Annotated in this window: 10 protein-coding genes; 3 read left to right on the top strand and 7 right to left on the bottom strand. The window is 57.7% G+C overall.

Translation table 11 applies throughout. The annotated features are described in order from the left end of the window. Positions 1 to 16: 16 nt before the first annotated feature. The 3 genes from prpC to prpE are packed head-to-tail and all read left to right on the top strand — an operon-like array spanning position 17 to position 4602. Entirely contained in the window at positions 17 to 1186 is a 1170-nt protein-coding gene (gene prpC, locus CSE01S_RS07155; protein WP_042286116.1) for a bifunctional 2-methylcitrate synthase/citrate synthase, read from the top strand. A gap of 37 nt (positions 1187 to 1223) precedes the next feature. Next, positions 1224 to 2675, top strand: coding sequence for a bifunctional 2-methylcitrate dehydratase/aconitate hydratase (locus CSE01S_RS07150; RefSeq protein ID WP_042286115.1), 1452 nt, complete (start codon positions 1224 to 1226; stop codon positions 2673 to 2675). 40 nt (positions 2676 to 2715) lie between these two features. Then, complete coding sequence (gene prpE, locus CSE01S_RS07145) at positions 2716 to 4602, top strand: propionate--CoA ligase (RefSeq protein WP_042286113.1); 1887 nt, start codon at positions 2716 to 2718, stop codon at positions 4600 to 4602. 64 nt (positions 4603 to 4666) lie between these two features. On the opposite strand, the gene lacA is transcribed toward prpE, so the two are convergent. The 7 genes from lacA to CSE01S_RS07110 form a co-directional block, all read right to left on the bottom strand. Next, positions 4667 to 5290, bottom strand: coding sequence for a galactoside O-acetyltransferase (gene lacA, locus CSE01S_RS07140; protein WP_042286111.1), 624 nt, complete (start codon positions 5288 to 5290; stop codon positions 4667 to 4669). A 28-nt stretch (positions 5291 to 5318) separates the two neighbouring features. Next, positions 5319 to 6572 carry an MFS transporter gene (locus CSE01S_RS07135; RefSeq protein ID WP_042286109.1) on the bottom strand — a complete coding sequence of 418 codons (1254 nt, stop codon included), beginning with the start codon at positions 6570 to 6572 and terminating at the stop codon, positions 5319 to 5321. A 51-nt stretch (positions 6573 to 6623) separates the two neighbouring features. Next, on the bottom strand, positions 6624 to 9707 hold the full coding sequence (locus CSE01S_RS07130; RefSeq protein ID WP_042286108.1) for a beta-galactosidase: 3084 nt from the start codon (positions 9705 to 9707) through the stop codon (positions 6624 to 6626). A 125-nt stretch (positions 9708 to 9832) separates the two neighbouring features. Next, positions 9833 to 10918: a LacI family DNA-binding transcriptional regulator gene (locus CSE01S_RS07125; protein ID WP_148365376.1), complete on the bottom strand. Its 1086-nt coding sequence runs from the start codon at positions 10916 to 10918 to the stop codon at positions 9833 to 9835. Between the two features lie 27 nt (positions 10919 to 10945). Next, on the bottom strand, positions 10946 to 11899 hold the full coding sequence (locus CSE01S_RS07120; protein WP_042286107.1) for a GlxA family transcriptional regulator: 954 nt from the start codon (positions 11897 to 11899) through the stop codon (positions 10946 to 10948). Positions 11900 to 11917: 18 nt separating this feature from the next. Beyond that, the gene (locus CSE01S_RS07115) at positions 11918 to 12694 is read right to left on the bottom strand and encodes an MBL fold metallo-hydrolase (RefSeq protein ID WP_042286214.1); all 777 of its coding nucleotides are present in this window, start codon (positions 12692 to 12694) and stop codon (positions 11918 to 11920) included. A gap of 166 nt (positions 12695 to 12860) precedes the next feature. Further along, entirely contained in the window at positions 12861 to 13673 is an 813-nt protein-coding gene (locus tag CSE01S_RS07110; protein WP_072014967.1) for a DNA-binding transcriptional regulator, read from the bottom strand. Positions 13674 to 13733: the final 60 nt, after the last annotated feature.

Here is a 13733-nt window from a genome sequence, read left to right as displayed (position 1 = left end):
TAATGACGAGGACAACATGACAGACTCGACGATCCTGCAAAACAACACACATGTCATTAAGCCGAAAAAATCCGTTGCGCTGTCCGGCGTACCGGCAGGCAATACCGCGCTGTGCACCGTCGGCAAAAGCGGCAACGATCTTCATTATCGCGGTTACGACATACTGGACCTCGCCCGGCACTGCGAATTCGAAGAGGTCGCCCATCTGCTGATCCACGGCAAATTACCGACCCGTGACGAGCTTCACGCGTATAAAATCAAACTGAAAGCGCTGCGAGGATTACCGGCCAACGTGCGCACCGTACTGGAAGCGCTGCCCGCCGCGTCGCATCCGATGGATGTCATGCGCACCGGCGTCTCGGCGTTGGGCTGTACCCTGCCAGAAAAAGAGGGCCACACCGTCTCCGGGGCGCGGGATATCGCCGACAAGCTGTTAGCGTCGCTCAGCTCTGTTCTTCTCTACTGGTACCACTACAGCCACAACGGTGAGCGCATCCAGCCAGAAACCGACGACGACTCCATCGGCGGCCACTTTTTGCATCTGCTACACGGCGAGAAACCGTCAAAAAGCTGGGAAAAAGCGATGCACATTTCGCTGGTGCTTTACGCCGAGCACGAATTCAACGCCTCCACCTTCACCAGCCGGGTCATTGCGGGCACCGGGTCGGACGTCTATTCGGCCATTATCGGCGCGATAGGCGCACTGCGCGGGCCGAAGCACGGCGGAGCAAACGAAGTGTCGCTCGAGATCCAGCAGCGCTACGAAACGCCGGACGAAGCGGAAGCCGATATCCGCAAACGTGTGGAAAACAAAGAGGTGGTGATTGGCTTTGGGCACCCGGTTTATACCCTGGCCGATCCGCGTCATCAGGTCATTAAGCAGGTGGCGAAGCAGCTTTCTGAAGAAGGCGGCTCGCTGAAGATGTACAACATCGCCGATCGTCTGGAAACGGTGATGTGGGAAACCAAAAAGATGTTCCCCAACCTTGACTGGTTCTCGGCGGTGTCTTACAACATGATGGGCGTTCCCACCGAAATGTTCACTCCGCTGTTTGTTATCGCCCGCGTCACCGGCTGGGCGGCGCACATCATCGAACAGCGTCAGGACAACAAAATTATCCGACCTTCCGCCAACTATACCGGACCGGAAGATCGTCCGTTCGTCTCGTTAGACCAACGTTGCTGATTCACTCCCTCTGACCCTAATATGCAGGAACGCTTTTATGTCCGTACAAGAACTAAACGTCCGCCCGGAATTTGACCGCGAAATCGTTGATATCGTCGATTACGTGATGAATTATGACATCACCTCAACAGTGGCGTATGACACCGCGCATTACTGCCTGCTGGATACGCTCGGCTGTGGTCTCGAAGCGCTGGACTATCCGGCGTGCAAAAAACTTATGGGGCCGATTGTCCCCGGTACTCTCGTGCCAAACGGCGTGCGCGTGCCGGGCACACAGTTTCAGCTCGATCCGGTTCAGGCGGCGTTTAACATCGGCGCGATGATCCGCTGGCTCGACTTTAACGATACCTGGCTTGCCGCCGAATGGGGGCACCCTTCTGATAACCTCGGCGGCATCCTGGCGACGGCGGACTGGCTGTCACGTAACGCGGTGGCGGCAGGCAAAGCGCCGCTGACCATGAAGCAGGTGCTGAGCGGGATGATCAAAGCTCACGAGATTCAGGGCTGCATCGCGCTGGAGAACGCCTTTAACCGCGTCGGCCTGGATCACGTGCTGCTGGTGAAAGTGGCGTCCACCGCCGTGGTGGCGGAAATGCTGGGGCTGACCCGGGACGAAATCCTGAACGCGGTATCGCTGGCGTGGGTCGACGGCCAGTCGCTGCGAACTTATCGCCATGCGCCGAACACCGGCACGCGGAAGTCCTGGGCGGCAGGCGACGCCACTTCCCGCGCGGTACGCCTGGCGCTGATGGCAAAAACCGGCGAGATGGGGTATCCGTCAGCGCTGACGGCGAAAACATGGGGGTTCTACGACGTCTCGTTCAAAGGCGAAACATTCCGCTTCCAGCGCCCCTATGGCTCTTACGTGATGGAAAATGTGCTGTTTAAAATCTCCTTCCCGGCGGAGTTCCATTCGCAGACCGCGGTAGAAGCGGCGATGACCCTGCATGCGCAGATGCAGGCGGCGGGTAAAACTGCGGCGGATATTGAGAAGGTGACCATTCGCACTCACGAAGCCTGCATTCGCATCATCGACAAGAAAGGCCCGCTGAATAACCCGGCGGATCGCGACCACTGCATTCAGTACATGGTTGCCATCCCACTGTTGTTCGGACGTTTAACGGCGGCGGATTATGAAGATGGCGTGGCGCAGGATAAACGCATCGACGCTCTGCGTGAGAAGATAAGCTGTTTTGAAGACCCGCAGTTTACCGCCGACTATCACGATCCGGAAAAACGCGCCATCGCCAATGCCATCACCGTGGCGTTCACCGACGGTACGGCGTTTGATGAAGTGGTGGTGGATTACCCTATCGGCCACGCCCGCCGTCGCGCCGACGGCATTCCAAAGCTTATCGAAAAATTCAAAATCAACCTGGCGCGTCAGTTCCCGGCCCGCCAGCAGCAGCGCATTCTGGAAGCCTCCCTGGACCGAACCCGTCTGGAGCAGATGCCGGTTAACGAGTACCTCGACTTGTTCGTTATCTGAAACAGATAGCAATAGGGCATAAGTTCAACAGGAGAGCCTCATGTCTTTTCGCGAATTTTATCAGCGTTCGATTACGCAACCGGAATTGTTCTGGGCAGAGCAGGCAAAGCGCATCGACTGGCAGACGCCGTTTACCCGGACGCTGGATCATAGCCGCCCGCCGTTTGCCCGCTGGTTCTGCGGCGGCACCACCAATCTGTGTTACAACGCCATCGATCGCTGGCTGGACAAACAGCCGGACGCGCTGGCGCTGATCGCCGTCTCTTCCGAAACCGAAGAGGAGCGCACCTACACCTTCAGCCAGTTGTATGACGAAGTGAACGTAGTGGCGTCGATGCTGCTGTCGCTGGGCGTCCGGCGCGGCGATCGGGTGCTGGTGTATATGCCGATGATTGCCGAGGCGCACGTGACGCTGCTGGCCTGCGCACGCATTGGGGCGATTCATTCGGTCGTATTCGGCGGTTTTGCCTCACACAGTGTGGCGGCGAGAATTGACGATGCCAGACCGGTGCTGATCGTCTCGGCGGATGCCGGGGCGCGCGGAGGAAAGATCCTGCCGTATAAAAAGCTGCTCGACGACGCCATCGCGCAGGCGCAGCATCAGCCGAAGCACGTGTTGTTGGTGGACCGTGGGCTGGCGAAAATGGCGCGGGTGGCCGGACGCGATCTTGATTATGCCGCCCTGCGTCAGCAACACGCAGGCGCGCGGGTGCCGGTAGCGTGGCTGGAATCTAACGAGACCTCCTGCATTCTTTACACGTCCGGCACCACGGGAAAACCCAAAGGCGTGCAGCGCGACGTCGGCGGCTACGCGGTGGCGCTGGCAACCTCAATGGACACCATTTTTGGCGGCAAAGCGGGCGGCGTCTTTTTTTGCGCGTCGGATATCGGCTGGGTTGTCGGTCACTCTTATATCGTTTACGCGCCGCTGCTGGCGGGGATGGCGACGATTGTCTATGAAGGGCTGCCAACGTACCCGGACTGCGGGGTGTGGTGGAAAATTGTCGAGAAGTACCGGGTGAACCGGATGTTTTCCGCGCCGACCGCCATTCGCGTACTGAAGAAATTTCCAACCGCCCAGATCCGCAATCACGATCTCTCCTCGCTGGAGGTGCTGTATCTGGCCGGAGAACCGCTGGATGAACCCACCGCCGCGTGGGTCACCCAGACGCTGGAGGTGCCGGTTATCGATAATTACTGGCAGACGGAGTCCGGCTGGCCGATTATGGCGCTTGCCCGTCAGCTTGACGACAGACCGTCGCGGCTCGGTAGCCCGGGCGTACCGATGTACGGTTATAACGTGCAGTTACTCAATGAAGTGACCGGCGAACCCTGCGGCGTGAACGAAAAGGGGATGGTGGTGATTGAGGGGCCGCTGCCGCCGGGCTGTATCCAGACTATCTGGGGAGACGATGAACGGTTTGTTAACACCTACTGGTCGCTGTTCAGCCGTCAGGTGTATGCCACCTTCGACTGGGGCATTCGCGACGCCGACGGCTATTACTTTATCCTCGGACGTACCGACGACGTGATAAATGTTGCCGGCCACCGTCTTGGCACCCGCGAGATAGAGGAGAGCATTTCCAGCTATCCTAACGTCGCCGAGGTGGCGGTCGTGGGGGTAAAAGACGCGCTGAAAGGGCAGGTGGCGGTGGCGTTTGTTATCCCGAAACAGAGCGACAGCCTGGACGATCGTGATGTGGCGCAGGCGGAAGAAAAAGCGATTATGGCGCTGGTGGACAGCCAGATTGGCAATTTTGGCCGTCCCGCCCACGTCTGGTTTGTCTCGCAGTTGCCGAAAACGCGCTCCGGTAAGATGTTGCGCCGGACGATCCAGGCCATCTGCGAAGGTCGCGATCCCGGCGATCTCACCACCCTCGACGATCCCGCCGCGTTGCAGCAAATCCGCCAGATCATTGAGGAGTAGCGGTAGCGCCCGGTGGCGCAAGCTGACCGGGCCTACGGTCTGCATTGTTGTAGAGCGCCCGGCGTCATGCCTGGTGGCAAAGGGAACGCTCTACTTTGCGGTCTTTATAATAATATTCTTTATCTCTGTCGTTTATTTCACGGATAACCCGACAGGGAACACCTGCGGCAACGACATTTGAAGGAATGTCTTTTGTGACCACGCTACCTGCGCCAATCACGGTGTTATTTCCTATCGTGATACCTGGATTGATAACCACGTTACTGCCGATCCAGACGTTATTGCCAATTGTGATCGGAAAGGAATACATCTCTCCCGCTTGCCTCAATTCATGATGAACAGGATGCCCGGTCACGGAGAGGGTGACATTTGGCGCAATCAGAACGTTATCGCCTATCGTGACGGTATAGTCGTCTACGATGGTAAAATTGAAATTAGCATAAAAGTTGTCACCGATATGGATGTTGGTACCGTAGGAAAAATAAATGGGCGGCTCTATCCATGCATTTTCTCCCGTTGAGCCAAACATGGATTTAATCAGGCCTTTCCTTTTTTCAACTTCTGACGGACGCGAATGGTTATACTCATACATCAATTCCTTTCCGCGCAATCTCTCTTCCGGCAAACCTTCGCACATATCTGTAAACAGTTGGCCTGCTTTTATTCTTTCTCTCATTGGCATAGTCATGTGTGAAATTTCATCCTTGTGGTGGGTTTTATGCTTGTTTACAGACAGGTTTGACATGGCGGGTAAACGGCCCCGGCCCACTTAAGGTAAATACCGAAATCAACGTAAAGCTCAGCGCGATCAGTCCGAGCACCAGATATGCTCCCTGAAAACCGATGCTTTCATACATATTGCCGGCGAAAACCGACATGAAAATCATCGCCAGTTGCTTAAAGAAGCAGAAGCACACCAGGTAAATCGTGGCAGAGAAGCGTACCTCAAACTGACTGGTGATGTATTTAAAACAACCGACAATCAGGAACGGTATCTCAAACATATGCAAGGTTTTCAGGATCACCACTTCCAGCGCCGAAGAGGCAAACGACGAGCCGATGATCCGCACCGACATAATCGCGCCCGCCAGCAGCAGGGCGTTTTTACCGCCAATGCGGTTCACGATCAGCGGCGCAAAGAACATAATACTGGCGTTCAGCAGTTCACCCATGGTGGTAACGTAGCCAAACACGCGGGTACCCTGTTCGCCGGTGGCAAAGAATGAGGTAAAGAAGTTAGCGAACTGCTGGTCAAACACATCGTAGGTACAGGACACGCCGACAACATACAGCGACAGAAACCACAGCTTCGGCTGTTTAAATAATTCCAGCGCCAGTTTCAGGCTAAATGCCGAGTGATTCGCGCCAACCGCATCGGCCACTTTTGCCGATGAGGGCGCTTCCGTTTTCGAGAAGAACAGCAGCAATGCCAGGATCACCGCGCAGCCGGAGCCCAGCCAGAAGACAAACTGGTTATTAATGGTAAACATAATGCCGGCAATCGACGCGCACAGCGCCCAGCCGACGCAACCGAACATCCGCGCGCGGCCAAATTCAAAATGACTGCGGCGACTGGCTTTTTCTATGTAGGCCTCAATGGCGGGCGCACCGGCGTTATAAATAAATCCCAGATAGATCCCGCCGACAATCGAACCGAGCAAAATATTGACCTGCAATAGCGGGCCGAAAACGTAAATAAAGAACGGCGCGAACATCACCAGCATACCGGTAATGACCCACAACAGATGCTTGCGCAGGCCGAGCTTGTCAGAGAGCAGGCCGAAAATGGGCTGGAACAAGAGTGAAAATAGTGAGATGCAGGCGAAGATAATACCGGTATCGCCTTTGCTGATATGGTTGATATCATGTAACCAGATCGGGAAAAAGGGGAAGTAAGCACCCATAATGAAAAAATAAAAGAAGAAGAAAAAGCCGAACATCCAGAAGTTAGTATTTTTCAAATAATGCATGTGAACGTCCTTATGCGAATATCGGGCAGGCGTTAACCTGCCCGTTTTTTGTTATTTCAGGCACCAGACGATCTGGTAGTGATAGCGACCTGCGCTGAGCTGGTATTCCGGCGACACCGACGGGCTCCAGGAGTCGTCGCCGCCCACGCCCATGTGGAAGCCGTCAAGGTTCAGCCATGTACCGGCCTCTTCCTGCAACAGATGGCGATGGCTGGTCTTCATCAGTTGTTGCTGGCTGTAGCGGCTGATATTGAACTGGAAGTCGCCGCGCCAGCAGTGGGCGCCATAGCGCAGTTCGCGGGTGTGGCAGCGCAGCCCGTTTTCGCTCGGAAAAACGTACGGCGTATACATGTCGTCGAGCGACAGGTCCCAGCGATCAAAGCAGGCGGCAGAGAGGCGGTCCGGGTAGTTTTCATGCGGACCTAATCCCAGCCAGTTCACGCGATCCGCCACCTGGGCCAGTTGGCAGGTCAGTCCGATGCGCGCCGGGTGTGGCGTGCCGCGGGCGACATCCACATCCACCGTGATCGTCAGTTCGCCGTCTCCGTCAATGCGCCAGGTTTTACGGCTGATAAACAGCGTTTCCCCCTGGGTCTGCCAGGCGTGGGCGGTAGTGATGATCACCGCGTCGGTGAGCGTCTGTGCTTCGCACTGCAACAGCATCGCTTCTGCGCGGTAATGCCCGGCGGCTTTCCAGCGTTCAACCCAGGCGTTCGGGTCAATACGCGTGGCTTCGCTGACGCCGATATCGTTATCAAGCGGCGCGCGGGTAAACTGGTCGCGAAGCGGGGTCAGCAGTTGCGCGTCCTCGCCGATCCAGTACTGCGTCAATACACCCTGCTGGCGGCAGAACTGCCAGCGTTGTTGATTCACCGTGACCAGATAATGCGTCTCTCCCGCCTCAAGCCGTGGCGCACAACCGACAGGCGAGGAGATCGCCACGCTCAGCTTTTCCGCCAGCGGCCACTGCTGCCAGGCGCTGATGTGTCCGGCTGGCGCCCACGCGGTGGCCTGCGGCTGCTCTACGCGCACCGTCAGCCATAGCTGGCCTGCTGCATTGGGGGCAGCAACGTCGGGAAGGGTAATGACCTGGCGTCCCTGCGGGGCGATGTCCAGCACGACGTTCCCCGCTGCAATGGGGTTACCGTCCAGGGCAAGGGACCAGTGCAGGATCTCATTGTCGCTATGGCGGAACAGATATTCGCTGGTCACCTCGATGTTACGTTCCGCGCCGGGCAGCAGGGTAAACTGGAAAAACTGCTGCGCGTGTTTGGCTTCGTACAGTGACGGATGCGGCATACGGTCGGCAAACACCAGACCGTCCATGCAGAACTGGCGGTCATTCGGCGTGTCGCCAAAGTCGCCGCCGTAGGCCGACCATGGGTTACCTTCATCATCATATTTAATCAGCGACTGATCGACCCAGTCCCAGACAAAGCCCCCCTGCAGGCGCGGATACTGCCGAAACGCCTGCCAGTATTTGGCGAAACCGCCGAGGCTGTTGCCCATTGCGTGCGCGTATTCGCAGAGGATCAGCGGACGCTGCTCGCCCGGCATTGACAGCCATTTTTTGATTGACCATTTCGGCACCGCCGGGAACGGCTGATCCTGATCGACGCGAGCATACATCGGACAGATAATATCCGTCGCCGCGCTGTCTGCGCCGCCGCCCTCATATTGCACCGGGCGCGACGGATCTTCCGATTTCAACCAGCGGTACAGCGCGTCGTGGTTGACGCCATGCCCGGACTCATTGCCCAGCGACCAGATAATAATGCTCGGGTGATTGCGGTCGCGTTGTACCATGCGCGTCACCCGCTGGCTCATGGCGGGAAGCCAGGTTGGGTCATCGGTCAGGCGGTTCATCGGCACCATGCCGTGGGTTTCGATGTTGGCCTCATCCACGACGTACAGGCCGTAACGGTCGCACAGCGTGTACCACAGCGGGTGGTTTGGGTAATGGGAGCAGCGCACGGCGTTAAAATTGTTCTGCTTCATCAGGATGATGTCCTGTACCATCGTCGCTTCGTCCATTACCTGACCGTGCTTCGGGTGATGTTCGTGGCGATTTGTACCGCGAATCAGCAGCGGCTTGCCGTTCAGCAACAGCAGGCCGTTTTCAATGCTGATCTGGCGAAAGCCGACGTCACAGGCTTCGGCTTCAATCAGTTCGCCGTCAGCGGTATGCAACTGCGCAACCGCGCGGTACAGATGCGGCGTTTCGGCGCTCCACAGCGACGGGTTATCGACTTTCAGGCGCAGGGTAACGCGGTCATGATACGCGCCGCGCTCGTCAACAATTTCGCCGCCAAAGGGGGCCGTCTGTTCACCGACCAGGACTTCGCCATCCCACAACTGCACGGTGACGCGCAGATCGTCGCGCAGTTCACCGTGCATTCTGATTTCGGCGGCCAGTTCGGCGCGGCTGAAATCATCATTAAAGCGGGTGGAAATCCGCAGATCGCTGATTTGCGTAGCGGGCTTGGTTAGCAGGCTGACGTCGCGGAAGATACCGCTCATGCGCCACATGTCCTGATCTTCCAGGTATGTGCCGTCGCTCCAGCGCAGCACCATCACCGCCAGACGGTTCTCGCCGCCGCGCAGAAAATCGCTGAGATCGAATTCCGAAGGCAGACGGCTGTCCTGGCCGTAGCCGACCCAGCGTCCGTTGCACCAGAGATGAAAGGCCGAATTGACGCCGTCGAAAATGATCCGCGTCTGGCTGTCGTGGAGTGCTGCCTCGTCAATATCGAATGTGAGCGAGTAACATCCTGTGGCGTTCTCTGCGGGTACGTAGGGCGGATTGACCGGAATTGGGTAGGTGACGTTGGTATAAATTGGTGCGTCGTAGCCGTACATTTGCCAGTTTGACGGTACGGGGATAGTGTCGGCATTTTCCGGATCGTTTAGCCGCCAGCTTTCCGGCACCGCCTCCGGCGAGGCGAACCAGGCAAATTTCCAGTCGCCGTTGAGGCTGCGCAATTGGGGGGAAAGGGTATTATCCCGGGCGTCTTCGGCGCTACGCCAGCTGGAAAATGGCGGGTGGGCTTCCAGACGGTTAAGCTGGGTTACGCCGGGATTTTCCCAGTCGCGGCGCGCCAGTACGGCGGCGAGTGAATCCGTGGTCAATGTCATGGCTATGTCCTGTCGTGAATTGTTATCCGCTCACAATTTTAGACAACATACGGGCAGAGCCAGAAAACTGTAAAGTCTGTTGAGGCTAATGAGTGAACTGTCTCACACATTTTCGTGTGCAGGATTTAGCGTGTTAACAGGGCGACCTGACGCGCCAGCTGCATGAGCGAGTCGGCCAGCGCTTGTGGAGAGGCGGCCTGTGTCCCAGGTGGCTGTACGGTTTTGCGCTCCGCCAACGTGACCGGCAGCAACTGATTGCCCCCGGTTGATGCCCCGCGAGAAAGCTGGATCAGGCGGTCGACGCTGGTTTGTCCAAGCAGCGCGAAATCCTGCCTGATGGTCGTAAGGGGGGGAATGTAGCAGGCGCTGTCTTCGGTATCGTCATAGCCGATTACGGAAATATCGGTCGCCACGCGCAGACCGAACTCGCTTATGGCGCGCATTGCGCCTAACGCCATCTGATCGTTGGCGACCAGCATCGCGCCGGGGATCGTCCCCGCGTTAAGCATCCGTTGGGTCTGGAGATAACCGGACATCGCGCTCCAGTCGCCTTCCTGCTGCGCCACCGGCTGGAGTTGATAACGCGCGAGGTGCTTATGCCAGCCCGCCAGACGCAGGCGCGCGGAAACCGACGTTTGCGGTCCGGCCAGCAGGGCGATGCGCTGGTGGCCGTGCTGAACCAGGTGCTCCACGCCGAGGCGCGCGCCGTCGTCGTGGGAAAAAATAATGCTGTTGATGGGCGACTGGTCCGACACGTCAAGGAACAGTACCGGCACGTTGCCACAGGCGGCGGCAACGGCAATGGCGTCGTCTTCGTCGAGGGGATAGTTGATGATAAGCCCACTTACCCGCTGCGCAAGCAGGTTATGCACCGCCGCTTTACAGGCGTCGACGCCGCTGCGCTCTACCATGGAAATTACCACGCTGGCCCCGGACTGGTCGGCGCGAGATTTAATGGCGGCGACAATCTGCGACGGTGCGTGCAGCGCCAGATTGGCGGTGGCAACGCCAATCAGTTGCGTCTGTTTGCCGGCTAACTGTTGGGCGACACGGTTAGGAATGTAGTTCAGCTCCGCCATGGCGGCTTCCACTTTTTCGCGGGTTCTCGCCGAGACGTGACTGGCCTGATTCACCACCCGCGAGACGGTCTGATAAGAGACGCCAGCATAGTCTGCCACATCGTAAAGCGTTACCGGTTTCACATTCATCACCCTGATTTCCACGTTTTCCGCGCGCTATCATGCCATACCGCGAAAGGTTTTTCGCCATTCAGCCGGGCTGACGCCGAAGTGGGATTTAAAATGCTGACGCCAGGTCACAGCAGACTGAAAACCCACTTCACTGGCGATGCGCTCGATGGGCAATTGGCTGGATTCCAGCAGCGTCTGGCTGAGGCGCAGGCGTTCACGGATCAGCCATTCGGCGACGCTACACCCTGTCGCCTTCATAAAATGACGGGTGAGCGTGCGACGACTCATCATGACCCGACTGGCGAGCGAATCAAGGTCATGGGGGTCGCGGATTGTCTGGCGCAAATAGTCCAGCAGTCCGTTAATGCGCGCATCGCGCGTGGTTTTGGGCACCGGCTGGGCGATAAATTGCGCCTGGCCGCCTTCACGGTGTGGCGGAACAATCATCCGCCGGGCGATTTGGTTCGCCACTACGCTGCCAAAGTGCTGGCGAATCACATACAGGCAGCAGTCGAGAGCCGCCGCCGTGCCCGCAGAGGTGATGATCCCGTCGTCATCAACATACAAAGCATTGATATCAAGTGTCACCGCCGGAAAACGCGCCTGAAAATCCTGCTCAAATTCCCAGTGCGTGGCGGCGCGTTTGCCGTCCAGAAGGCCTGCATAGCCCAGAACAAATGCCCCCAGACAAAGGCCCACAATTTGCGCGCCGTTTTGCCGGGCCTGCACCAGCGTATCCAGTAGCGTCTGGGGAGGGCGCTGGGCGGTGGCGCCCCAGTAGGGGATCATCACTATATCCGCGTCGATGAGCGCCTCATAACCGTAGGCGGCGTGCAACGAAAACCCGTCCTGCGAGTTGACCGTACCCGGCATTTCGGCGCAGATCTTCACCGTAAAGCGCTTCTGCGTTGCCACCTTTTCCCCGAACAGAATGCAGGGCACAGAAAAGTGAAATGGGCTGAAATCGTCCACGGCGACAATGGCGACGGTAACGGGGCGCATAGTTTTCCTCGATGGCGGTTAAAACGTCAGGGTTTCCCCATCTTCCGGCACATGCACATATTCTGCAATCTGGTTGTCACGTGCGTAGTCTTTGAGCGCCGCGCGCGTTAACAGACAGTGATTGATGGCTTCCATATGCGTTGCCACGATCTGCGCGTCCGGTAGGGTGAAATGGGTTTTTAACACATCTTCCGCGCCCATGATGATCGGGCCAAAACCGATGACGTGCGCGAAACCGGCGTTCAATACCACCACATCAGGCTGATAGCGGATCATGTTGGCTTCGACCTCGTCGCGCCAGACGGTATCGCCCACCAGATACAGCGTTTTTTCCTGCGGATGGGTCAAGATGAGCCCGCAGGCTTCGCCCAGCCGGGCCGCCATTTCGGGAACGGCATACAGACGATCGGAGCCGTGCTGGCCGCCGGTTTTACGCAGCGTGATCGCCCCGAGAATGGTCTCATCCGTCAGCACCGTCAGCGCGGTAAAACCCTGTTCGCGCAGCGTCTGCGCATCCTGCTCGTTTTGCACATAAATCGGCTTATCCTTCGGCACGCATGCGGACGCGGCGTCGTCCCAATGGTCTTCATGCAGATGGGTGACGATCAGCACGTCGGCCTGTAACAGCGTGTCGATATCGCAGGGAAGCTCCACGGTGGGGTTGCGAATATCGGCGCGGGCGGTGCCGGGAAAGCCCGGCCACGCGCCTTTCGGCGCCAGCATCGGATCAATGAGAAATGTTTTGCCGCCAAACGTAATCAACTGGGTGGCGTTGCGAATTTGCGTAATGTTCATCATCGGTACTCCACGTGAGGGTCAGTGGAGACAGCGTAATAGAGGGCGCGAGGAAAAAATGTGGGCAAATGGGCGAATAGCGATGAGATTGGGCCAGATGGCCTACCGGATGAGCGCGCGCGATCCGGTCAACAGGCGCAGGGACGAGGTAAAAATGTGACCCGCTTCACCGTCCGGCCACCAGAATCGCCTGAGACTCTACGGCTTCCTCAATTTGTCGCGCCACCTGTTGTAACGCCGCAAGATGCCGCTCTGCCGCCTGCTCAATACTCATCGCGCTGGCCATATACACTAGGTTCAGACAGCCAATCACCCGCTGCTCGCTGCGCAGCGGTACGGCGATAGAGGCGATTTTCTCCTCTTCATCCCAGCCGCGATGATTTTGCCCGTAGCCCGCCTGGCGGGTGCGGGCAAGAATGGCGTCCAGCCTGCGGGGTTCGCGGGCCAGTTGGTACTCTTCGCCCGGACGCGCCGCCAGCATCGCTATCAGCGCCTGACGCTCGTTTTCCGGGCAAAACGCCAGCCAGGTCAGGCCAGAAGCGGTTTTCAGCAGCGGTAGGCGCCGCCCGACCATCGCGCGGTGAAACGACAGCCGGCTAAAGCGGTGGGTGGTTTCCCGTACCACCATCGCGTCAACGTCCAGCGTCGACACGTCGGTCGGCCAGACCACTTCGCGCAGGAGATCGCCCAGCAGCGGCGCCGCCAGTGCAGAAATCCACTGTTCGTCACGAAATCCTTCGCTCAACTGGCGCACTTTAATGGTTAAGCGGAAGCTGTCGTCAGACCGGCTGCGCCGGACGTATCCCTCATCCTGTAATGTCTCCAGCAGCCTGCGCACCGTGGTGCGATGCAGGCCGCTCAGCTCCGCCAGCAGGCTGACGCTGGCCCCGCCATCGAGTTTATTTAACATATTTAATAACATTAATCCGCGCGTTAAACCGCGAACGGTTTTGTATTCCGTCTGCTCATCATTCTTCATGTTTATTGACATATTTATAGTTAAAACAACGAGGTGCACCTGGTGCACGTTCTGACATGT

It is taken from the genome of Citrobacter sedlakii NBRC 105722 (assembly GCF_000759835.1).
In the GTDB taxonomy this organism is placed as follows: domain Bacteria; phylum Pseudomonadota; class Gammaproteobacteria; order Enterobacterales; family Enterobacteriaceae; genus Citrobacter_A; species Citrobacter_A sedlakii.
This window is presented reverse-complemented; position numbering and strand designations above follow the sequence as displayed.

Coding starts and splice junctions, on each gene's coding strand:
- CSE01S_RS07115 (WP_042286214.1), bottom strand. CDS start 12,694: ATGAACATTACGCAAATTCGCAACGCCACCCAGTTGATTACGTTTGGC.
- CSE01S_RS07150 (WP_042286115.1), top strand. CDS start 1,224: ATGTCCGTACAAGAACTAAACGTCCGCCCGGAATTTGACCGCGAAATC.
- prpC (WP_042286116.1), top strand. CDS start 17: ATGACAGACTCGACGATCCTGCAAAACAACACACATGTCATTAAGCCG.
- CSE01S_RS07130 (WP_042286108.1), bottom strand. CDS start 9,707: ATGACATTGACCACGGATTCACTCGCCGCCGTACTGGCGCGCCGCGAC.
- CSE01S_RS07120 (WP_042286107.1), bottom strand. CDS start 11,899: ATGCGCCCCGTTACCGTCGCCATTGTCGCCGTGGACGATTTCAGCCCA.
- CSE01S_RS07135 (WP_042286109.1), bottom strand. CDS start 6,572: ATGCATTATTTGAAAAATACTAACTTCTGGATGTTCGGCTTTTTCTTC.
- CSE01S_RS07110 (WP_072014967.1), bottom strand. CDS start 13,673: ATGAAGAATGATGAGCAGACGGAATACAAAACCGTTCGCGGTTTAACG.
- lacA (WP_042286111.1), bottom strand. CDS start 5,290: ATGACTATGCCAATGAGAGAAAGAATAAAAGCAGGCCAACTGTTTACA.
- prpE (WP_042286113.1), top strand. CDS start 2,716: ATGTCTTTTCGCGAATTTTATCAGCGTTCGATTACGCAACCGGAATTG.